Origin of the sequence: Neglectibacter caecimuris, from assembly GCF_034335015.1 — a bacterium.
Lineage (GTDB): Bacteria > Bacillota > Clostridia > Oscillospirales > Acutalibacteraceae > Acutalibacter > Acutalibacter caecimuris_A.
Window position 1 is genome coordinate 252,732 of the sequence record NZ_JAWXXK010000001.1, and the last position, 22,199, is coordinate 274,930.

19 protein-coding genes and 2 pseudogenes are annotated in these 22,199 nt (G+C 51.2%); 4 read left to right on the plus strand and 17 right to left on the minus strand.

The window, feature by feature from the left end:
- Positions 1-20: 20 nt before the first annotated feature.
- The 3 genes and pseudogenes from U8T64_RS01155 to U8T64_RS01165 all read right to left on the minus strand — a co-directional run bounded on the left by U8T64_RS01155 (position 21) and on the right by U8T64_RS01165 (position 3,099).
- On the minus strand, positions 21-1,187 hold the full coding sequence (locus U8T64_RS01155) for a site-specific integrase (protein WP_322180130.1): 1,167 nt from the start codon (positions 1,185-1,187) through the stop codon (positions 21-23).
- 829 nt (positions 1,188-2,016) lie between these two features.
- Positions 2,017-2,292: pseudogene (locus U8T64_RS01160) on the minus strand (DEAD/DEAH box helicase family protein); the annotation flags it as partial.
- Between the two features lie 60 nt (positions 2,293-2,352).
- Positions 2,353-3,099, minus strand: coding sequence for a JAB domain-containing protein (locus U8T64_RS01165; protein WP_322180132.1), 747 nt, complete (start codon positions 3,097-3,099; stop codon positions 2,353-2,355).
- 792 nt (positions 3,100-3,891) lie between these two features.
- Here U8T64_RS01165 and U8T64_RS01170 point away from each other — a divergent pair.
- The gene (locus tag U8T64_RS01170) at positions 3,892-4,635 is read left to right on the plus strand and encodes a hypothetical protein (RefSeq protein ID WP_322180134.1); all 744 of its coding nucleotides are present in this window, start codon (positions 3,892-3,894) and stop codon (positions 4,633-4,635) included.
- A gap of 65 nt (positions 4,636-4,700) precedes the next feature.
- Here the strand turns inward: U8T64_RS01170 and U8T64_RS01175 are convergent, their stop codons facing one another.
- Together U8T64_RS01175 and U8T64_RS01180 are read right to left on the minus strand one after the other, a co-directional pair.
- The gene (locus U8T64_RS01175; protein WP_322180136.1) at positions 4,701-5,660 is read right to left on the minus strand and encodes an NAD(P)H-dependent glycerol-3-phosphate dehydrogenase; all 960 of its coding nucleotides are present in this window, start codon (positions 5,658-5,660) and stop codon (positions 4,701-4,703) included.
- Between the two features lie 308 nt (positions 5,661-5,968).
- Positions 5,969-6,448: a methylated-DNA--[protein]-cysteine S-methyltransferase gene (locus tag U8T64_RS01180; RefSeq protein WP_367575387.1), complete on the minus strand. Its 480-nt coding sequence runs from the start codon at positions 6,446-6,448 to the stop codon at positions 5,969-5,971.
- A gap of 138 nt (positions 6,449-6,586) precedes the next feature.
- Between U8T64_RS01180 and U8T64_RS01185 the strand changes: the two genes are divergently transcribed.
- Positions 6,587-8,395, plus strand: coding sequence for an S-layer homology domain-containing protein (locus U8T64_RS01185; protein ID WP_322180138.1), 1,809 nt, complete (start codon positions 6,587-6,589; stop codon positions 8,393-8,395).
- A gap of 309 nt (positions 8,396-8,704) precedes the next feature.
- Here U8T64_RS01185 and U8T64_RS01190 read toward each other — a convergent pair.
- Positions 8,705-9,022 (minus strand): annotated as a pseudogene (locus tag U8T64_RS01190) (GNAT family N-acetyltransferase); the annotation flags it as partial.
- 18 nt (positions 9,023-9,040) lie between these two features.
- Between U8T64_RS01190 and yfcE the strand changes: the two are divergent.
- On the plus strand, positions 9,041-9,583 hold the full coding sequence (gene yfcE / locus U8T64_RS01195; RefSeq protein WP_322180140.1) for a phosphodiesterase: 543 nt from the start codon (positions 9,041-9,043) through the stop codon (positions 9,581-9,583).
- Positions 9,584-9,586: 3 nt separating this feature from the next.
- Here yfcE and U8T64_RS01200 read toward each other — a convergent pair whose 3' ends face one another.
- The 3 genes from U8T64_RS01200 to U8T64_RS01210 form a co-directional block, all read right to left on the minus strand.
- The gene (locus tag U8T64_RS01200) at positions 9,587-9,799 is read right to left on the minus strand and encodes a chorismate--pyruvate lyase (protein ID WP_322180142.1); all 213 of its coding nucleotides are present in this window, start codon (positions 9,797-9,799) and stop codon (positions 9,587-9,589) included.
- A gap of 102 nt (positions 9,800-9,901) precedes the next feature.
- The gene (locus tag U8T64_RS01205; RefSeq protein ID WP_322180144.1) at positions 9,902-10,450 is read right to left on the minus strand and encodes a phosphoribosyltransferase family protein; all 549 of its coding nucleotides are present in this window, start codon (positions 10,448-10,450) and stop codon (positions 9,902-9,904) included.
- A 30-nt stretch (positions 10,451-10,480) separates the two neighbouring features.
- On the minus strand, positions 10,481-11,575 hold the full coding sequence (locus U8T64_RS01210) for an NCS2 family permease (protein WP_322180146.1): 1,095 nt from the start codon (positions 11,573-11,575) through the stop codon (positions 10,481-10,483).
- A 181-nt stretch (positions 11,576-11,756) separates the two neighbouring features.
- On the opposite strand from U8T64_RS01210, the gene U8T64_RS01215 reads away from it, so the two are divergent.
- Positions 11,757-12,566: an alpha/beta hydrolase gene (locus U8T64_RS01215; RefSeq protein WP_322180148.1), complete on the plus strand. Its 810-nt coding sequence runs from the start codon at positions 11,757-11,759 to the stop codon at positions 12,564-12,566.
- A 75-nt stretch (positions 12,567-12,641) separates the two neighbouring features.
- Here U8T64_RS01215 and U8T64_RS01220 read toward each other — a convergent pair whose 3' ends face one another.
- From U8T64_RS01220 to U8T64_RS01255, 8 genes are all read right to left on the minus strand, one after another.
- The gene (locus U8T64_RS01220; RefSeq protein ID WP_322180150.1) at positions 12,642-14,012 is read right to left on the minus strand and encodes a class I SAM-dependent DNA methyltransferase; all 1,371 of its coding nucleotides are present in this window, start codon (positions 14,010-14,012) and stop codon (positions 12,642-12,644) included.
- On the minus strand, positions 14,005-14,619 hold the full coding sequence (locus tag U8T64_RS01225; protein ID WP_322180152.1) for a DUF8453 domain-containing protein: 615 nt from the start codon (positions 14,617-14,619) through the stop codon (positions 14,005-14,007). Before U8T64_RS01225 ends, U8T64_RS01220 begins: the two co-directional genes overlap by 8 nt.
- Positions 14,620-15,795, minus strand: a complete 1,176-nt coding sequence (locus U8T64_RS01230) for a restriction endonuclease subunit S (RefSeq protein WP_322180153.1) — start codon at positions 15,793-15,795, stop codon at positions 14,620-14,622.
- Between the two features lies 1 nt (position 15,796).
- A complete protein-coding gene (locus tag U8T64_RS01235) occupies positions 15,797-18,538 on the minus strand; it encodes a type I restriction endonuclease subunit R (protein ID WP_322180155.1) in 2,742 nt (913 codons plus the stop codon).
- A gap of 248 nt (positions 18,539-18,786) precedes the next feature.
- A complete protein-coding gene (locus U8T64_RS01240) occupies positions 18,787-19,383 on the minus strand; it encodes an IbrB-like domain-containing protein (protein ID WP_322180157.1) in 597 nt (198 codons plus the stop codon).
- Position 19,384: 1 nt separating this feature from the next.
- Entirely contained in the window at positions 19,385-20,701 is a 1,317-nt protein-coding gene (locus tag U8T64_RS01245) for a phosphoadenosine phosphosulfate reductase (protein WP_322180477.1), read from the minus strand.
- Positions 20,702-20,990: 289 nt separating this feature from the next.
- Complete coding sequence (locus U8T64_RS01250; RefSeq protein WP_322180159.1) at positions 20,991-21,638, minus strand: vWA domain-containing protein; 648 nt, start codon at positions 21,636-21,638, stop codon at positions 20,991-20,993.
- 321 nt (positions 21,639-21,959) lie between these two features.
- Positions 21,960-22,175 carry a hypothetical protein gene (locus tag U8T64_RS01255; protein WP_322180161.1) on the minus strand — a complete coding sequence of 72 codons (216 nt, stop codon included), beginning with the start codon at positions 22,173-22,175 and terminating at the stop codon, positions 21,960-21,962.
- Positions 22,176-22,199 lie beyond the last annotated feature (24 nt).

The following is a 22,199-nucleotide window of genomic DNA, read 5'->3' on the forward strand; positions in this document are numbered from 1 at the left end:
CAGATGTCCCATTTCTGTTATCATTTATGATCCCCAGTCCCTTCTTCATTTAATGAAATTGTTCGCTCAATGACTTCCGTTAGATTCGTATTTTCCTCGACCAGATCACAGTACCGTTCATATGCCTCCTCCACTGTCGTGTAACCCAAAAGGCCTTTCAGAATGACAAAGCTTATCCCTTCTTCCAGAAGCATGGCGGCGGCATATAGTTCTCTCAAGTCCTCAGGAGAAAGATGTGGTAATCCAGCGCGATTGCAGAGTTTGGTAAGCTCGTTGTTCAAAGAGGCATGGCCCCTGCATCTCCCGTCCTTCTGGCAACAGAGATACCCCCTATCCTGATACTCTCCTTTGCAGACAATCTTTTCGTACTCTATCTTCTCCCTCCGGCGATCCAGTTCATCCAGCACGATCTGCGGCACAGACAGAATTCTATCGCCGGTTAATGCTCCTAACAGCTTTTCGGTTCGAACTTGGACCCGTTTTCCATCGACGAATTGAAAATCATTGACTACCTGCCGCTGAACATGCACTGTTTTCTTCTCAGAGTCAAAATCCAAGAATTTCAAGCCATGAATTTCCCCTTTCTTAAGCCCACAAAGCAGAGCCATCAAAAACTCCAGGCACCAGTCGTTATTGCGAATCGACTGATACAACAGCTTCTTTTGCTCACTAGTTAGGAAAACAAGCCGGGGTTTCAGCCGGGTGGGTTTCTGAACACCCACCATTGGATTGTATGGAATCTTTTCGTTATTGAAAGCGTCTCCTAAAGCCATTGAAAACAGCTCGTACAACTTCTCTCCGTAAGATGGAGTTCTTCTTGAGATCCACGCAATCTGTGATCGAATGTACTCCGCATTTACGGTGCCTAACCTGATATCCTCCAAATTCGGCAAAATCAGCTGCAGAACATATTCATATACCATGCGCGTGCTTCCTGTAGGGAATTTCCGGCTTTCAAACCACTCCTTCAAATACTTTGAAAGCAGCATCGTATTGCGTTGCCTGAGTGTGAGGGCCTGTTCTCTTTCTTGAATCTCCTTTTGATAGCTTATAAATGCCTGCTTTGCTTCCTCCTGTGTTTTAAAACCACCCTTTTTACGGTATTTCTTTTCCAGGTTCTCATTCAACACCTGATAGCGATAATACCATGAGCCCCTTTCGTAGATCGTTGTTGGTTCCTTTTTCATTTTTTCGCTCCTTTCGTCTGATAACGTTTCATAAAGAGTATGCAAGAAATTGACCGAACATTGAAAAACGACATTGCCACAATATCGGTAAACATGAATTTCCTCCTTTCATCGCTGGCTTTCATGATGAATATGCTTTATTTTGCCTTTTTTGAGTGTATGGATAAACCAAAAAAGAACCGGGAGCCTTACTCCTGGTTCTTTGAGTAGATGAAAGATAGATATTCGTCTGTTTTTGCAGTTTTTAAAATTGCAGCTTCTTCTCACCTGTATCGCTGTCAAAAAAAATAATATCGCCCAACGAGTCTGCTACCATATTGATTCCAATGTAATTTTAAAAAGCTTATTGCCCACATAACGGATAATGTAAGTTTTGCCCACCTAACGAGCTCCGTCGATCAAAAGGATTTTATTCGATTCAGATTACCCAAATTTTTAAGACTTTTCAAATCCTCACCTTTTCATCTCAATTGTACCATGAAGGTTTTATTTGCCAAGGTTTTTTATTCATCCCTAGCAAAATGGGGAGTTCTTTCTTGCTCTAAGCGCCAATAAAAATCAAGAACGGTCAACATACCCACTCCTGACCTCGAACAATTCATTCCGCCTATGTATAAAAATTCAACCCGCTATTTTGACTTGTTTTCCTAAAGAATTTCTCTCTGTATCGTCCAGGCGAATAGAAAGTCTTTTCTATTATCGTACGGCTAGGGTCACCTGTCCATCTATAACTGGCCTATCCATGTAGTACCATCAAATCCGTTTTTGGCATACAAAATAGCCTCAAAATGTACCAAAAAGCATTAAAAAAGACCCGATTTCGGGTCAAGTTATAGTAGGACACAAAGTATTCCACGGCATTTTCCGGGAAAAACTCCCGGAATTCCGAACAGAGCTGGGCGGCCAGAGTCTTATTGTGGGCCAGCACCAGGGTGGGGCGGTTGGTCTGGGCGATGACATTTGCCATGGTGAAGGTTTTGCCGGAGCCGGTTACACCCAGCAGAGTCTGCTCCTTCACGCCGCCGTTTACGCCCCGCACCAGCTGGCTGATGGCCTCCGGCTGGTCGCCGGTGGGCTGAAATTTTGAAACGAGCTTAAAATCCAAGGCCGCTTCCTCCCTTTCCCCGAAGCTTTGGGAATTTCTTTCAGGCTAACGCAGAAACATTCAGCCTTCCTCCTGCTGTCCCCGCAGCCGGCTTTCCAGCTTCCGCACGCTTTCTGTTTCCTCATACTGCGCCTGGCGCATGATATCCTCCTGCCGGGTGAGGACCCCGCTTCCCAAAAAGGAATAGTAGCTTTCGTCCGCAAAGATAATGTGGTCGCAAAGCACCACATTTATGCTGTCTAAGGCCACCAGCAGCCGATCTGTGATGAGCAGGTCGTTTTGGGAGGGAAAGGCCACGCCGCTGGGGTGGTTGTGGGCCAGGAACACCTCCTCCACCTGGTATTCCATACAGAGCTGCAGCACCTGGCGAAGATAAAGGGGCACCTCGCTGATGGAGCCCTCGCAGATGATATCGTTATAGACCATTCTGCCCCTGCCGTCCAGAAGCATCAGGCACACGGCTTCGGTTTTCCGCCCCAGAAACTTCGGGCGGAACATCTCCACGGCGGAGGGGGTGTCGTAGATCCTTTGCAGGTTCCAGGAGCGCTCCTCCAGATAGGTCTGGGACAGGCGAATGATCAGCCGCAGGAATTTCGCGGCCTCCGGCCCCACGCCGGGGATCTCCCGCAGCACCTCCTCCGGCGCGCAGAAAATGCCGTCAAAGCTGCCCAGGGCCTCCAGCAGCCGGTCACAGGCCCGCTCCGCCTCTCCGGCGGGCAGCACATAGGCCAAGGCCTCCCGCAAAACCCGGCAGCGCTGAGCCTCCTCGAAAGAGCCGCCCTGCCGCTTTCCTTTTTTCTCCTTCACGCCCTTTTCCCTCCTTCCCGCAGCTGTGCAAAACGCGCTTTTGGGGAAGAGAATTCCGGATTTCTCCGAAGCCATCCCGTCCCCCAGCGCCTCCGCTGTTTTCCGCCCCTTATCATAGCAAACATTTGTTCAGATGTCAAGACAGAATTCGTCCTCGCTTTGCAAAAATCTATTTTTTCCGAAATATCTCAAAGCTCTTCCTTTCAGGAAAACGCAACGCTAGGATGAAAAACAAATATCCAAAAAAATTCATGAAATCTCTCGCATTATATTGATACATTTCATTTGCATTAGTATTATTAAAGTATAAAAATCAGGAATTGGTCCGCAAATGTATTTATGACAAGCCTTGCTGCTTCTGTTTCTGACAAGGTCGTTTGCAGAAAGGCGGGATGATTTATGAAGCGCTGCAGAAGAAGGAATGCTTCTCTGCGGTTATAGACAAATACCGCTACCAATGTGTGAAAGATTTTTCCGGAACAGCGGCACTTCACAGTGACGGCTCTATGGAACTGTTTGGACTTCTTTAAGGCGCAATCCTTTCGCCCGGGGGATAGCGGCACCCAGTCTCTTTACAGTATGGGTTCTCAGTCTGTATCAATCGCATTTACAGATCATGAATTGCAGCCGTCGGCATGGTGGGGACTTATACGTTAGAGCGGACGGATCGCCCCGGGATGGATCAAATTACAGAAGTGGAAGCTCCTGTAGAGGAAGAAGATCCCTCTTTCACTCCTTTCCCTGACGGAAGCAATCAAACTGAAATTGTTCAGCCATGAAAAGGATTTCATTATGAATTTTTCCGCAATATGTAAAAATTTCTTCTGCCTGCTGATTCTTTTCGCGCTTATGGGGTGTGAAAAGCTGAAGAGCTCTTCTAAAAAGATTCTGCCGAATCCTCCGGATCCGGTGGAGGCTTTTCATCTGGAAAATATTACCGAAGACCACGCCATCGTCAGCCTGGATGGGAGATGTATGAAGCTTACAAATGCGCAGGGAAAAGAGCTCGGCTGGGGGAAAAACCAACTGGGAGATCCCGTTTGGCCGCCCGAAGGAGATATGGGCTACTTTGAATATCGTCTTTCGGGGCTGGAGCCCGCTTTTGAAGCAGTTGTTTCCTACAGCGAAACCTTTACCGCCTCCACCAATGGAACGAAGAATCGGTTTTCTGTGAAATTTTATCAAAAGGGGCAAAAGAAGAGCCGTGCTACCGCCTATGGGGCCCCCAATGGCGCCATCAGGATCCACAGCGGCAACATCATAGAGCTTATGGGGGACAATTCTAAGATTCTCGCTTTCTTCCATATCAGCACTGCGGAAAACGAAGAAGAGCCCTTGCTGGAGCACTATGTTTCTTATGAGCTGGAGGGCAGCGGCGACTCTTATGTACGGCTCAGCCTGATAGGCGATGAGATCGTCGCCAAGGGTATGACTAACGACTATACAGTAACCAAAACCCTGCACCCCGGGAAAGATTCCCTTGGTGATACCGTGTATCAGAAAACGTATAACCGGTACGGTACCGAAATCAAATAGAAAAAATGATAAAAAGCGCTGGAAGGGAAACGATCCCCCAGCGCTTTCTTTGTCGTTTGCTGTTTTCAAAACTCATTTTTGAGGCTTCGGGAGAACAGGGCGTCCAGGGTCTTTTGGGGGTCGGCCTTTTGGTAGAGCACATCGTATACCGCCCGGCAGATGGGAAGGGAAACGCCGGTTTCTTCTCCCAGCTTTAAGAGGGCCTTTACGGTGTAGCAGCCCTCCGCCAGCTCTTCATAGGGCTCTCCAAGAATCAGGGCCTCGCCGTACCTTCTATTATGGCTGTACCGGGAAAAGACGGTGGCCTCGTAATCGCCCAAATGACATAGACCGTAGGCGGAAAGCTCGCTGCCTCCCAGAGCGGAGATCAGCCTGGCGATCTCCCGGGTGCCCCGGCTCATCAGCGCGCCCTTCAGGGAAGAAAGACGCAGGCCGTCCAGCATGCCGGCGGCAATGCCGATCACGTTTTTCGCCGCCGCCCCCACCTCGTTGCCGATCAGGTCCCTGCCGTAATAAAACCGGATCAGGTCGCCGGAAAGCTCCGCCACCAGCCGCTCCTTCAGGGCTTCGCTTTCGCTGTCGATCACCATACAGTTGGGGATTCCCCTGGTAAATTCCTGCACATGGCCCGGCCCCAGCCAAACAGCCACTTCGGCCTGTTCCCCGGCCTCCTCCTTCACAATGGTGGAAAGCCGCTTTCCGGTGCCGATCTCCAGGCCCTTCATGCACAAAACATAGGTCTTTTCTCCCGCCGGGCAAAGGGCGGAGATCTCCCCCAGCAGCCCCCGCAGACTTTGCGAGCCGATGGAGATCACCAAGAGCTCGCTTTCCAGCGCGCGGGACAGGTTGCTTTCCAGGGCCACGCTTTCCGGCAAAACGGTCACGGAATTGGTACGGGTCTTCCGCAGCGCTTTCATTCGCCCGGACTGCTCTCTGCCGTACAGCGTGACCCTGTGCCCGATCCGGTTCAGATACCAGGCCAAAAACGTACCCCATCTTCCGCAGCCGATCACTGTAATGTTCATAAAGACTCCTCTATTCTTTTAGATTTTAGATGCTGGACACTGGATTCCAGGGAAAGGGCAAGGGCAAAACAATAAATTTCGGGGGTGCAAATGATAGTTTAGCGAATTAGTCGTTAGAGAAGGGCAAGCTCTCCCACTGTCATTCTGAGGAACAAAGTGACGAAGAATCTCGTCCTTCATTCCTGAGCAAAGAAGTAAAGAACGAGATTCTTCACAAGGAAAGCAAAGCTTGCTTTGCTTTTTGTTCAGTAATGACAGGAAGGAGGTGAGTGGATAACCTCTAAATTTCAGTTTATCTGCCCTTGCCCTTAATTGCTAATTGCTAATTCCCCATTGCCTTTCTCCAGCTCCAGCAAAAATTGCTTTGCCTCCATACCGCCGCCGTAGCCGGTAAGGGAACCGTTTTTGCCGATCACCCGATGGCAGGGGATCAAAATGGAGATGGGGTTATTGTGGTTTGCGGAGCCCACCGCCCGAAAAGCCTTTGGGCTTTCGGCCAGAATGGCGATCTCCCCGTAGCTTCTGGTTTCTCCGTAGGGGATCGTCAGCAGGGCGTTCCACACCCGGCGCTGAAATTCTGTGCCCCTGGGAGATAGGGGAACCGTAAACTCCCGGCGTTTTCCCGCAAAATATTCCCCGAGCTGAACCTCTGCTTGCAGCAGCACCGGGGAATCGTCCCGCTGCCGGCTGTCCTCCCGCCGCCCGAACAGAAGCTCTGTCAGCGCGCCGTCCTCCTCCGCTAGCCGCAGCGCTCCTATGGGAGAATCCACCCAACGCATCCGCTTCATAAAATCCACTCCGTTTCTTAGATTTTCACTTATTCTGAAAAGCCGCCTGAAAACGGCAATATTTGACAAGATTTGCATTTCGTCTTCCGCTCTGCTATAGTAGATACCAGAAAAAGCGTACTTGGGAGGAATGCTCACATGCTTTGGAAACGATTGTCACTTTGCCTGCTTGCCGCTACCTGCCTGCTGTCCTGCTCGCCGGCCGCGTTCGCTGCGGAGGAAGGAGAACGTCTTCCCGTGCGGGAAAACGCTTCTGCGGAAGAAGAGCTTCCGGCAGAAACTGACCCCGTTTTGGAACCGGAAGAAGCTCCGGAACCGGAAGTTCCTTCTGAGGAAGAAACAGAAGAGGTGGACAAGCCCTTTCCCTTCCTTTGTGAAGCGGTAAGCGACCTGTTGGAAACCGAAGCACACAGTTCCTACGTTTCCGGCTACAAGAACGGTTCTTTCCGCCCAGAGGGAAAAATCACCCGGGCAGAGACCGCCCAGCTTTTTTACAGCCTGCTGAAGGACAAGCCTGACTTGACCGCCAGCTTTTCCGATGTGCCGGAAGCCGCCTGGTACAGCACCCAGGTCCGGGCGCTGGCCTCCCTGGGAGCCATCAGCGGCTATCCCAGCGGCGAGTTCCGCCCCAACCGGAATATCACCCGGGCGGAGTTTGTTTCCATTGCTGCCCGGTTCAGCGCTCCCCTTACCGGAGAAGCGGGCTTTTCCGATGTGGGACAGAGCTGGGCCACGCCCGCCATTACCTCGGCGGTGGCTCACGGCTGGATCAGAGGCTACAAGGACGGCACCTTTCGCCCTGACGCCCCCATCACCCGGGCGGAGGCGGTGACCATCTTAAACGCCATGCTGGGCCGGACGCCAGATTCCAGAATGGTCACTCTTTATTTTGCCGTGGAGTTTTCCGACGTGTCCCGCTCCTACTGGGCCTATCCTCAAATCTGCGAGGCCGCCACCTCCCATGAATACACCCTGCAGAACGGGAAAGAAGCCTGGGTTTTCCCGGATCGCTATGACGGCGCCGGCTGGGTCACAGAAGACGGCGATACCTACTATCTCGCCGGAGAAGCCCAGGAGCCGCTGATCGGCTTTCAGCATATCGGGGAGTACACCTACTACTTTGATCCCAATTCAGGCAAGCTTCTGACCGGCTGGCGGGTCATTGACGGCAAACACTATCTGCTGCCGGAAAAGAACCAGGAAAGCCGGTCCCTGAAGATCAGCGAGCTTTTGACGAAAATCAATTACCGCGCCGCCCACCGCAGCTTTGATGATATCGATTATATCACCGTCCACTACACGGCAACACCCGGAGACACCGCCAAGGGAGAGTGCCAGGCCTTTCTGGACGTATACCGGGCCGCCTCCGCCCATTATTTTGTAGATGGCGGCGGCGCCTGGCGGTGCGTGATGGATCGGGATATTTCCTGGCACTGCGGCAACGATATCTACTATCACGATTTCTGCCGGAACTCCAATTCCATCGGCATTGAAATGTGCTGCCTGAAGGGAGATCCCTCAAACGCTTCCTCCGCCTATGACTCCGACTGGTATTTTTCAGAGCAGACCATGGAAAACACCGCAAAGCTGGTGCGGGAGTTGATGATGCGGTACGGCATTCCCCTGGAAAATGTGGTGCGGCACAACGACATTTCCCACAAGGTCTGCCCCGCCCCCTTTGTAAACGACTTTTCCGCCTGGCAAAAATTCCTGGGGCGGATCAGCCAGAACAAAACAGACTACAAGGGCGCGTACCCCGCCCGGATCACCGCCTCCAGCCTGACCGTGTATTCCGGCCCCGGCTCCGGCTACCACGCCATCAAAAAGCTGAAGAAAAACGATGTGGTCACCGTTCTGGAGGAACGGGGCAAGGACATTATCGGCAGCGGCCGCTGGGTCAAGATCAAAGAGGGCTGGATCCCCTATGAGTATATTTCCAGATTGTAGATGCTAGATTTTAGATGCTGGACAGTGGCGGCGCTGCATAGCAGCGCAATAAGGAGCAGTAAATTATGGTTTAACGCCTTTAGGCTCCACTTATTTATAAGGGGAGCTGTCAGCCGATAGGCTGACTGAGGGGATAAAAAACTAGCGATTCTATGCTACTTTCTGCGTGTGACTGATCCCTTCCACCGCCTATTGGCGGTCCCCCTCCCCTTATTTCATAAGGGGAGGCTTTCATACCGTCTACTAACCTACAACTTTCAACTTACCAGGCCCTTCATTGCTCATTCCTCATTGCTAATTGCTCATTTCTCATTGCTCTTTCCGACAACTGGCAACCAGTTCCCTATACTCCGGGTGCTCCTGAAACCAGGTGACGGCATAGGAGCAGATCAGGCGGGCTTTTTTGCCTTCTCCCCGCAGGGTCTCCGCCGCTTCCCGCAGAAGCTGATTCGCAATACCCTTTCCGCGGAAAGCGGGATCTACATAGGTGTGGTTGATTTCCGCCACGCCGTCCTCCCCGGTGGGGAAGGTGACCTCCGCCAGTACCTTTCCCTGCTCGTCCAGGGCAAAAATACGGCCTGGTTCTCTTTGAAATTCCATAGGGACTTCCTCCCGTTTTATTTTATTTGAAAAGGATCGATACTCATGAAATGGCTGATCGCGTCAGATCTTCACGGCTCTGCCCCTTGCTGCCAGGCGCTGCTTGCCGCTTTCCGCAGAGAGCGGGCGGACAAGCTCCTGCTGCTGGGAGACCTTTTATACCACGGCCCCAGGAACGACCTGCCGGAGGGCTATGCCCCCAAGCAGGTGATCTCCCTGCTGAATGCCGTAAAGGACAGCATTTTCTGTGTTCGGGGAAACTGCGAGGCCGAGGTGGATCAGATGGTGCTGGATTTCCCGGTACTGGCGGAATACTGCCTGCTGGAAGCCGCGGGGCGTCTCATTTTCGCCGCTCACGGCCATCACCATAACCTGCAAAGCCCTCCCCCGCTAAAGCCGGGAGACGTACTGCTCCACGGCCATACCCATATTCCCGCGAAAGACAATTCTGCGGGCTTCTGGTATTTGAACCCCGGCTCTGTTTCTCTTCCCAAGGAAAATACCCCGAAAAGCTATATGACACTGGAAAACGGCGTCTTCCTTTGGAAAACACTGGACGGCACGGAATACGATTCCCTGAAGCTGTAGCCGTTACAGCAGGGTATATTCCAGATTTTCCCACCGCAACTTGTTTCCTATCTCTACTCCTTCCGGCAACAGCGCCATGGCTATCATCATTGGCTCGCCGGGATCAAGTATATCCGTGCGGCGGAGATAGGCGTATTCTCCCACAATTTCTTCCACAGTATATTCATAAGGTCCCATTGTGATCTCCCAAAGCCTTTGCCCGGAAAAACAGGGCAAAGGCTTTTCCTTATTATCTCTAATTATCTCTAATTATCTCCAAAAATTGCGGCCTTCAGGGCGTACTGCCCCAAAAGCCGCAGAATCGACCGGAAACCGCTGTTATCCCTCCACCGGGAACAGCGGCAGCTCCTCCAGGAAAATGATATCGTCCCGGCGGGCGGCGTCGCCCTCCGCCAGAATGGCGGCCCTTGCCACGATGTTTCCTCCGGCCTTTTCCACCAACCGTTCAATGGCGGAAAGAGATTCTCCGGTGGAGATCACATCGTCCACAATGGCTACCCGCTTGCCCTGAAGCAGCAAAGCGTCCTTGCCGTCCAGGCAGAGGGTCTGCTTCTTCTGGGTGGTAATGGATACCACTTCATCGGTAAGGGGCTTGCTCATGTAGGGCTTTACGCTTTTCCGGGCCACGATGTAATAGGGCAGTCCCCGCAGGCGGCACAGCTCGTGTACCAGGGGAATCCCCTTGGCCTCCGCTGTAACGATATAGTCCACCTGGGGCAGCTCCGCCTCGATCAGGGGCGCGGCCTGGGTAACGATCTCACAATCCCCCAAAATGACAAAGCTTGCGATACACAAGGAATCGGACACCTGCATAATGGGCAGCTGACGGGTAACGCCCGCCACCTCCAACGTATAGTACTGTTCCATAAAAAGCTCCTTTCTATGCCGCGGAAAAGCTTACAGGGCCAAACCGGTCCAGCCGATGAGCAGCTTCAGGGCAATGCCTGCCAGCATGCCGAAGAAGGGGTCGAACACAGCGGTAACGGACATGGTAACCGCCGCGATCACAGAGCCGCCCGCCTCCGCGGTGGCAAAAGCGGCGGCGCCATCGCCGGGAATGGTAACGAACGCGCCTAAAATAAACAGGAAACCCGCAATGGACTGGCTGGGAACGAATTTTCCGATTTTAGGCAGCAGCCCGAAGAACAGGATCAACGCCATCACAGCCATCATGATCACGCCCGCCCACACCGCATGGGGGGCGGCTCCCGTAGCAGAAATAATGGCCTCTACCGGGCCGCCGCCGAACAGGGCGCTTACCGCGTCGGCCAGGCCGGAATACACGGTAAGGTGATCCACGTTCATATTGGCGTTTGCCATGCCGCCGGTAATGTTGCCGAAGGCGATGTTCGCGCCGATGGTCAAGCAGGCCAGGGACAAGGCTCCCCGAACTACAGAAGCGTTTACCGTGGGCTTTTCCAGCTTCAGCTTGCACATTTTTTCAGAAATGGCGCTTTCTCCCAGCTCCTGCCCCGCAAGCTTTGCCGCGACGCTGGAGATGATCAGAGAGCCCACAATGGTATAGACCAGCGCATTCGCGGGGTCAAGGGCCTTCGTCAGCAGGTAAATGATCACCGCGGAAGCCACGGAGACCCAGCCCACCAGGGAATTTTCCTTCACCATGCCAAAGGCCACCTTCACCAGCATAAAGCCAACGCCGGCCATCATGGCGTGCACAATGGCGTCACCGGCAAAGGCGGTAATGGCGGAAAGAGCGCCGGTAAGGCCCAGCACCACCATGATCAGACCTCCGAACAGGATCATGGAAAGCCTGTCCCGCCTGTTCTTTCCCATATTGCCCGCCAGCACAATGGTTTCCGCCTGGAAGGAAATAGGGGCTACCGAGCCCAGGGCGCCGCAGGCCACCGCGCCTACCGCGAAGCCCAGAGCCGTGGGAACGGAAGCAAAGCCGTAGGTCAAAGCCAGCAGACCTTGGGGGATACCGTTCAGCACAACGCCGATGGCAGCCAGAATGTCTTGAATGATCTCCACAACAAATGCACCTCTTTGCAAAAATTTGATCTATAGACCGGTTTCCAGTTTACCGGAAATTTCCAAGATTTTCAAGGGGAAAGCCCGAAAAAACCTTCCCTTGACAGAAAAAACTTTTCCGGGGATAATGGAAGGAAAAGAAAAGCGGGCGGCAATGCCCCGCTTTGGGAGGAAGTATCATATGGAACTCATTGCTTTTCAGCCCCTGCCGGATTCCGGCGCGTCTGTCGCAGGATATCTGCACACTCCCATTTGGGAAATGGAGGTGCGCAGGGAACAGTTTCCCGCCGTTGTGATCTGCCCCGGCGGCGCTTACGCCATGGTATCGGAGCGGGAGGCGGAGCCCATTGCCCTGCCCTTCTTCGCAGAGGGGTACAATGTTTTTGTGCTCACCTATTCCACCGGAGAAAAAGCCAGGGGGTTTCTGCCCCTTCGGGAGCTTTCCGAAACCCTGCGGGCCATTCGCTCCCACAAGGAATGGCGGGTAGACCCGGACCGCATTGCGGTGTGCGGCTTTTCCGCCGGAGGTCACCTGGCCTGCTCCCTGGGAACCATGTGGGACGACCCGGAGCTTTTGAAGGTCTATGACAATCACGGCGGGGAAAACCGCCCCAACGCCATGATCCTGGGCTATCCCGTCATCACGGCAGATGAGTTCGCCCATGTGGAATCCATAGAAAACGTCAGCGGCTGTAAACAGGGCACGCCGGGCTATGAGTATTTTTCTCTGGACCGGCAAATCAGCGAAAAGACCTGCCCCGCCTTTGTGTGGCACACCGCCGAGGACGACTGCGTTCCGGTGGAAAACACCTTAACGCTCCTTTCGGCCCTGCAAAAGCACAAAATTCCTTTTGAAGCCCACATTTTCCCCACCGGCTGGCACGGCATGTCCGCCTGCACGGAAGAAACCGGCAGCCAAAACGACTACAACGCCCGCTGGCTGGAGCTTGCCATCGCCTGGCTGAATGGAGAATTTCAGCACCGGCTGTAAAAAATCCATACAAAAAACAGCGCGAGGCCTTCCGAAAAGCCCCGCGCTGTTTTGCGTTTTATGACGAGCGTGTTCTCAGTGATCCTTCAACTGCCGCGTCAATTCCCGAAATCCTTCCAGCGCGTTTTGCAGATTTTCCACAATATCCGCAGCCAGCTCGTCCGGCGCTGGCAGGTGATCCAAATCGGCAAGGGATTTATCCTTGATCCAGAAGAGATCCAAGCTGGTTTTATCCCGCTTCAAAATATCATCGGCACTGAACCTGCGCCAGCGGCCGTCCGGGTTATTTTCAGACCATGTCTCCGTGCGCTCATACCTGTTTTCAGGGTGATAGCGCTGAACAAAGTCGACTAAATCAGCATCGGTCATTGGGTGCTGCTTCAGCGTAAAGTGAACATTGGTGCGAAAGTCGTAAATCCAGATATCCTTTGTCTGCATTTCAGGGCTGGCGGGGCGCTTATCGAAAAACAGCACATTATCGGGCACAACCACCGCAGCCCGGCCGGTGGCTTTCAAAATCGTGTAGATATGCTGAATAAAATTGAGCTGCTTGTTGGAGCTTGTCGTCCAGAAATCCTGACGGTTATAGACCAAATCTTCTTCCTCTTCTTCGCCTTCCTCATTGGTCATGGTGATGGAGGATTTTTTGCCGAAAGGGGGATTGGTCAAAACATAGTCCACACGGTAACCGGGGTCGGTGAGCAGCGCGTCGCCCAGCGTGACGGGAACCGTGCCGTAAATATCGCCGATGTTGTGCAGGTACAGATTCATCAACGCCATTTTGAAGGTGGCGCTGACAAGTTCGTTTCCATAGAAGGTTTCGCTCTTGAGAAATTCTTTTTGCGCGCGGTCAAGGGTATACCGCCCCGGCTCTGTAATAAACTCCTGCGCCGCCAAAAAGAAGCCGCCGGAACCGCAGCAGGGATCGGCAATAGTTTTACCCGGTTCGGGACGAACACACCGCACCATAGCCCGAATCAGCGGACGGGGTGTAAAATACTGCCCCGCCCCGCTTTTCACGTCTTCGGCGTTTTTCTGAAGCAGGCCCTCGTAAATTTCGCCCTTGACATCGGAAGACATGGAAACCCATTTTTCCTTATCAACCATCTGCACCACACGATACAGAATAGCGGCGTTGCTGATTTTATTGGTGGCGCCCTGAAAAATCTTGCCCAGCAGACCGCCCTGCCCCCCCAGCTTTTCCAGGGTAGCTTTGTACTGCGCTTCCAGCTCCGCACCTTTCAGGTTGTTCATATCCTGCCAGGTATAACCCACCGGAATGCCGGTTTCTTTCTGATAAGGCGGCTTGGAATACTCGTCCGACATTTTCAGAAAAATGAGATAGGTAAGCTGTTCCAGATAATCCCCGTAGGAAACGCCATCGTCACGAAGGGGATTACACATGCCCCAGACTTTGGAGATGATGGTTGAGGTTTCGTTAGGCATTTTTGTTCTCCTGTTCTCCGTACTTTCGCAACAAAGTGACTTCCTTGCACAACTTTTCCAATTCTCGTGTTTGTTTTTTCATCTCTTGATATGCATCTTCTGTTGGAGACTCATACATCAACGCCCAAAAGTATTCTTTTAAGTCGATTTCAATATTTTCCGTATATCTAGAATATGAATCCTCGTATGACAATTCTATGGAGAGAAGTTCTTTGCTCATTTCTTTTAATTGCAAATGGCTTCCGATACAAATATACCAGCATTGTCCTATTCCGATAGTAAATGAAGATGAGCATAACCGCTCAAGATACTCTTTTCCTGCTTTATCATGCACGTTGTTCATAAATGCTTTTGCAATGTGAACCCTTACATGGTTTGCTATACGTTTTCCCACATTCTGAATACGTAAAACCGCTAATCCGGATCTGATAACATCAAATGAAACGGTCACAAAAGCTCGATTAGATTCTTCAAACTGCCGCTTGGATTCTTCAATTTGTTCTTTCGTAGCCTTGGCAGATTTTATATTCGCCCGGCAAATCAAGATAGTCGCAATTACATAAACAGCAGTAATTGCAACCATTAACCAGTCAGTAATTGTCGGCATTTACAGACCTCCCTCAAACGCTTTTTTCAAAATACTCTGCCGCAGAGCCTCTGCTTGTTGTAAGGCGGTGTCCACTGTTTTTTCGATGTCATCGCAAACTGATATTTTCGATTCGATTACTCCAATAATTTCTTTTTGTTTACTCATATTAGGAACAGGAAATACAATTTGTTTTAAAATTGTTTGATTCAAAAATATACGTGTAGAACCCTTACATAGTTCCTTGACCTGATCTAAAACCACACTTTTACTTTGAAATAGATAGATAAAATAGTCAGAACGAATAATATCGCTATTTAGAGAAATACGCATTAAATTTGTTGATAGCAATGCGCCTTCCATCCGTTTAGGTACAGCACAAATTTCACCAACTGTGCCAGAACGAGAAATGATAATGTCCCCCGGCAATAAGGCAAAAGATTTCAATTCCTTTGCCTTTTCTGGTGTGACAAAAATTTTATTCCCGTCAATAAACTTTCCGTCACCTATGTTTTCGATTCCTAACATTGGAACGCCAACTGCTTGGTGTTCATGCTTTTTTATCATCGTACCGAACGGACCAGTTACCATCCCTTTTCGTTCAGTTATCAATAGTTTTTCAATAGGCAGCATCGGGAGATTATCCTGCAATGCTGAATCAAACGCCTCTTTCAGCACCGCCTGCCGGTACACCTTTAGCCGTTCCTTTGCCGTTTTCAGCTCGGACACACCGGCGTCCAGTTGGGAGAACAGCTCTTCAATGCGGGCGACGATGCGTTCTTGCTCTGGAATAGAAGGAACAAAAATTTTTGAATCTTTCAGGATATTTGCGTTTAAGTGCGGCGTTCCAGTACCTTTTTTCTGCGTATTCAAATGCAGATAGTTGCTCTGGATAAAATAGTGAAGATATTTTGTAGTGAGTCCATCTGCACTTATTTTTGAAAGAGTAGAACCAACTACCCCCTTTATTGCATATCCGGTCAGACCTGAACGGGAACCATCACATACTATAAGCAATTCCCCATCTTCACATAGTAAACTTTTTTCAACGGAAGCATAGTTATCAATGATACCCTGTTCAAAAGCTTTAATATCCACGTATGGCAGATATCCCTCTAACGGTTCTTTCTCTTGAGCAATGGGCTTTTTGCCCTTTTCCATATGAAGGATTGTGCCAAGTTTTATCCGTTCGTCCATCTCACGCCACCAACTCCACATTCATTTCCATCAAAATTTTCTCATAACCGTCCCCGAACACCTCATAGAACCGCCCCAGGCCTCCCTTTCGGTCGAAAGGGTTCAGCTGCAAGTCGTCCAGCTCAATACTCAGAGATACCGCGATATGATCCTTGATGAGGCGCAGCCATTCCATCTGTTCCTCGGTGAAGTGAACGGCACCGGCGTTGCGCTTCAGCGTCCAGCGCATGAAGTTATAGTTCACCGTTTCCGCAAAGGGCTGAAGGTTATCTTCATAGCCCATTTCAAAGCGAATCATGGAGATCAAATCGGCCAGCTGGTGCATGGTGCTTTTGCCGCGCACCTGATCCGGCTTCTTGATGGCATAGCAATCCCACAGGCGGTCAATCGTTATGCCCTGTGCTTTCAGTTTTTCGTAGAGACTTTTCAGACCGTCTATCACCATAGGGCGGTCTTTGTAGGTCTGACTGTAGATAATTCGCAGGGCGATGATTTCATCTTTGTTGGCCTCGATGAAGTCCCGGAATGTCTGAAGCACTTTGTCGGCATTCACTTCCTGTTGTGTATCAAACCCGGCGAAGGTCACGGCGTCCGGATTGGTGTTGTCGATAATCTGCTCATGGCTGCGGCGGACATTCTCAATGAAATCACGAACCTCCGGCTTATGAAAAGGCTTTACCGCCTCAAGGACAGCCTCTTTCTGCACTTGTGCGTATTGCTCCGGAGCAGGCTCGTCACAGCTAAACCGAGCCCGTGCCTGGGCGGTAAGGATATCTTCATCAAAGGCATTCAGCAGAGTTTCCGCCAGTGTCCCGGCGGAAACTCCTACCTTTTCGGTAAAAGCCTTCCGCTCGGTTGCCGTCATCTGGTTGTTCAGGCGAATGATACGGTTTGCAAGGGAGGTCAGGGTGTCCTCGTCTTTTGCTCCCAGCGCTACATTCATCATCAGCTCTTTCAGGCTGACGGAAGGTTTGCGCTCCAGCGCGCGGGTATCAGATTTTTTGGACCTGGTAACGCCTACCGCGTCCACGATGACAAAGTGATCCTTGTTCTCTGTAGCAGACGGAGTGACATTTTGCAAATCGTCCTTATCCAGGGTACGGGTACCGCGGCCCTTCATCTGCTCAAAATAGTTCCTGCTGCGCACATCTCGCATAAAAATCAGGCACTCGATGGGTTTTACATCTGTGCCGGTAGCGATCATATCAACGGTAACGGCAATACGGGGATAGTAGCTATTGCGGAAAGAGCTGAGAACAGCTCCCGGATTTTCCACGGCGTAAGTAATCTTTTTGCAAAACTCGTTGCCCTCTCCAAATTCTTCACGGGCAATCTGAATAATATCGTCCGCATGGCTGTCTGTTTTGGCAAAAATCAGCGTTTTAGGTACTTCCTTACGCCGAGGGAACAGAGCCGTATACAAGTTATCCTTAAACGCGCGAATGACTGTGCGGATCTGGCTGGGGTTCACAATATCCCGATCAAGCTGAGAAGGGTGGTAATTCACGTCCTCATCTAGCTGCGCCCAACGTTTTTCACGGGACAGGCGGTTACGGTATTCAACCATCTGCTTCAGGATCGTGGCCCCCTGCTTTCCAACCTCTGTTTCGATCAGGAAAATATCTTCACCAACATTCACACGGTCAATAATGGCCTGCTCTCTGGGATATTCACTGACGATGTTCTGGTCAAAAAACGCAAAGGTTCGCTTATCCGGCGTGGCGGTCAAACCAATCAGGAACGCATCGAAATACTCCAAAACCTGTTTCCAGACATTATAAATAGAGCGGTGACACTCATCGATAATAATAACATCAAAAAATTCCGGAGGGTACTTGAAATTATAAACAACTTCTTTAGGAGCCTGTTTATCTACGGAAGGATTTTCATACATGGACTCCTCCTCAATAGACTCATTTATTTCTTCACCGCTGAGAATAGAATACATTCTCTGAATGGTGCTGATGCAAACCTGTGCGGAGTCAGGAATGAAGGGAGATTTCAACCGGTGAACTCCGTAAATTTCAGAGAAAGAGCGGTTGTCGTCATTGGGGCGGTACGCCAGAAACTCTCGCTCTGCCTGTTCCCCCAAGCCCTTTGTATCGACCAAAAAAAGAACGCGATTGACATTTGCGTATTTCAGCAAACGGTACACAGCGGTGATCGCAGTAAAGGTCTTGCCCGCGCCCGTTGCCATCTGTATCAAAGCTTTGGGCTTGTTGGCTGCAAAAGACTGCTCCAGATTGCCGATGGCTGTGATCTGGCATTTGCGAAATCCGGTAGTATCAAAAGCGGGAAACTGCTTCATGCGATTACGAACCGTGTCGGGCAGCTTCATAAAGTGCCGCAATTCCTGCGGCTGGTGAAAGCTGAACACAGTACGGGAACGGTACTTCACATCATTGTAATCAGTAAAACGGGTCAGTTTGCCGGTCGCTTCATAAGCAAAGCGGATACGATAGTCACTTTTGACCCACTTGAAGGTACTGCCGGCATAACGGTTTGACTGGCTTTCTGCAACTGTGATATTTTCGCCCGCGTCATCTTTCTTGGCTTCCACAACGCCCACGGGAATACCCTCTACAAAGAGGGCATAATCTACCGGCCCAGTGCTGGTAGGAAATTCGCGCACCGCAACACCCAACCCGGCAGACAGGTCAAGCTGCTTCATATCCTGTACGATCCAGCCCGCCTGAGCAAGCTTCTTGTCGATGCTCTCCCTTGCTTTCTGTTCGGGCGTCATTGCGCGTCACCTTCCCCGCAGATAAAAAATCACTTGTATCATGTGCCGATTACCCGTTGTGCGAAGCACAAACTGGGCAAGGCAATTTAAATTCCATAATATCCGCACGACCTTTGCGGATATTATACCATGCTTCGACACATTTCACAAGGAATTTTACAGAGCTACAGTGAAACTATTTGAATTCCGATTTCCCCCGTTAAACCCGAAAACAACGGCCTCACCGTCCCGCCATTTGCAAAAGCCGCCTACCGCGCGGCCTCCGCCTGTTCCTTTTCTTCTGCCGAGGCCTCCGCGCAATCGGCTTTGGGGCTTTCCTCGTAGAATTCGTCCTCCACGGGCTTCCAGGCCTCTCCAAATTTGATATCCTTGAACAGGGCCGCCAGGCCGGTGATCTGCTTGAGCCGGAGGATCTCGTCCTTGTCCATGCCCAGATGCTTCGCGATCCAGGCGTCGGAGCGGCCCAGCTCGTGGAGCTCCTTAATGATATTGCTCATGAGATCCACATCGTGGGAGCCCCGGGCCCGGTTGTGGCGAATGGTGCTGGCCATTCGGTGATCGAGGGATTTATTGATGACCGAAACGGGCAGCAGCCCGCCCTCCCGCTCGTAGATATCGGGGTGATCCAGCATCACGCGGTAACGGTGGAACCCATCGACGATCACATAGCGGTCCTGCTTTTTGGCGTAATAGCACACGATGGGCATGGTGTACCCGTCCTCCCGAATGCTGTCATAGAGCAGCTTCATCTCAGGAGGGGCCACTGTGTTGGGATTATAGGTATTGGGGATCACTTTTTCAACGGGCACCGCGATCACATCGTATACGGGGCTTCGAAACGCCATATCATTCTCCTATTCCGCTGTATTTTCGCTTCAGCATATCCACGCGGTTCTTTTGCTCCTTTGTCAGGCCAAAGCCCATAAACCGGCAGGTATGGTCGTTTTTCAAAATGCAGTAGCACATTCGCTTCCAGCTGGGAAGATCCTTCGAGGATTTGATATCGTCGGTGTGGTCGGGGATCTTATCGAGGAAGATCACCCGGGAATTTTTCATAACCGTGTAATTCGACACGCCGTTTCGCCTGATATGATAGCCCTTCTCGATCAGCTCCTGAATGACCCGTTCCTCCAGCCCGCCTCCGGTTTTGTGCCAAAACTGAATGGAGGTTTTGAATTTCGCGATATAGTTTTTTCTCAGCCTGGGGGGCAGCGTATCCAGCAGAAACCTGGTGTAGGATTCCCAGGTGTGTCCCTCGGGCAGGGTCAGCCCCCGATAGCCCATGGCCTTGGTTTTGCCGTAGATCGCGCCGAAGTTGGCGCCTTTTACCCGGCCAATAAGCCTCACCCACATCTCGGGGTCCAGCACGCGATAAAGATGCAGGCTGTCCTTGGCGTAATCGTTGAAGGGAGAGGCCACCCTCATTTGATCGGGCTTGAGTCCGGCCATGTAATACATGTCATAGAGGCGATTATAGGGGTAACCGAATTTTGCGTAAGCGTGCCACACATCGGCGTAAGACCAGTCGTAAAGGGGAGACGCCGCCCACACGTCTTTAAACTGCTTGCTGATCCAGCATTCCCCGTCATATCCGTGCTTTTTATTGAGAACTCCGCTGTACCGCTGCAGGGATTCGTCCGCCCGGATCCCCAAAAGGCACACCGTCTTTTTGCCGCCGTGGGCAAGGCGGTACCACCTGCCGAACTGCCTGGCCAGATCCTCCTGGTGCATTCGGTAACGATAGGTCGTAATGGGGTTGTTCCCCAAATTGATCACATACGGGTGCTGAGGCATGGGCCGGCACCAGGCCTCCTCCTTCGTATCGTCCCAGGGGTACCAGAACATCTGATAGCTGCTCAGCGCGGTCCTCACGGCCATCGGCAGGCAGACCCAGTAGGGCTCCACCAGCTCCTTCACGCGCTCGAAGGTGGCTTCCACATATTCTGTGGTCGCCGTGTACTGCGCCTCAAAATCCTGGTGGAACACGCCGATTTTTTTCTGCGGGTAATATTTCTGCTGAAAATCCAGCGCCAGATTCAAAAGGATCCCGCTGTCCTTTCCGCCTGAGAAGGAGACAAAAATATTGTCGAACTCCTCAAATAAAAGCTTGAACCGTTCCTGCAGAGCGTCATACACATTCTGCCCGGTATACTGCCGCATCATATACATAGCTTTTTCTTTATCCCATTCCCTGTTTTCCGGTTTTTCACGCTTTTGCGGTTTTATTTTCCTTTTTCCCAAAATTTTCCAGAAATTGGTTTTATTATAGTCCCAACGCGGCATCATAGCAAGACAGAAAGCCCCTTTTCTGCCGATTTATGCAGTTTTTTGTGAAAATTTCAGAGCTGACAGGATCCCTGATAAACAAAATGGTAAGCAGCCCTGTTTTAAGACAGGCAAACCTCTGAAGGCGCAGAATAAATATCTCCTGACAGAGCCGGGAGACATTTATTTACTTTCTCTTTCCCCGCTTTTTGTGGTCCCCTCGAATCGCCTCCAGCGGCGCCTGGGGCAGCACGCGGGTCTCCCGGAAATCGGCCACCGCTTCGCTCATCATCTGGAAATTGAGCTCCGTTCCCCGGCCGTCCGGCACATAGTCCACGGCCCGGTCAGCGGAGATACCGAATTTGCCCGCCGTTTCCACCGCGTCGATATTTGCCCCCAGGAACACAAACTCCCAGCCGTATTTTTCCTTTTCGTGTTCGATCATGGCCTTGACTCTGTCAGAGGAAAACCGCCTGCTGGAATTTTCCTCCCCGTCCGTGATGATGACGAACATCACGTTTTCCGCCCGGTAGCTTTCCGCCGTATTTTTCTGCACGGAAACGAGCTTTTCGATGGTCAGGCCGATGGCGTCCAGCAGGGCGGTGGAGCCGCCCACCCGGTATTCCCGCTCCGTCATGGGCCCGACCGCTCGAAGATCGATGCGGTCATGCAGGAGCTCATAGCGGTTATCAAACAATACGGTGGTGATCCGGCATTCCCCGGGAACTTCCTTCTGCTTTTTCAGCATGGCGTTAAACCCACCGATGGTGTCGCTTTCCAAGCCCGCCATGGAGCCGCTTTTGTCTAAAATAAAAACCAGTTCTGTCGCCTTCATAAAAATGACCTCCTGTATTTTGATGGCTTCATTTTAGCCCACACAGGAGGTCCTTCGGTCGCTTGCAAAGCGACAAGTTTTTATTCAATACCTGGCAAATTAAATTGTAGGAACTACCATCAAGTCGCTTTCGTCGGTGACGAAAGAATACATAGGATATCCAAAAGATCCATCTTCCTCAATATTTTCAATAAGTGTTTTGATAAAGAATTCGATCCATTCCTGAGAAGGCGGCTCCGCTCCCGGTACTTGATGTGTTACCCAGAAACCGCTGGCAGCCTCTTTGGTGTCTGTGTACAGTGCAAGGCCAATAGAGGAATCCTAAAAATCAAAAGAGCAGTCAAAGCCAACCGGAAAGTTTTTCCCTTTTACGGTGACTGGAATCTCTTCCGGGATATCGATCACTGTAATCATCATACGCCCTTTGATTTTTCCGTTTTCTTTTTCAAACCTTTCGAGCGCCCCATTGTCGGTCAATGCCTTTTCCACCACGGCAAACTGTTTTGTGTTGACGAGCATGTTTTTCCTCCAATTCACAAATTTTATCCTTTGCTCTATGTA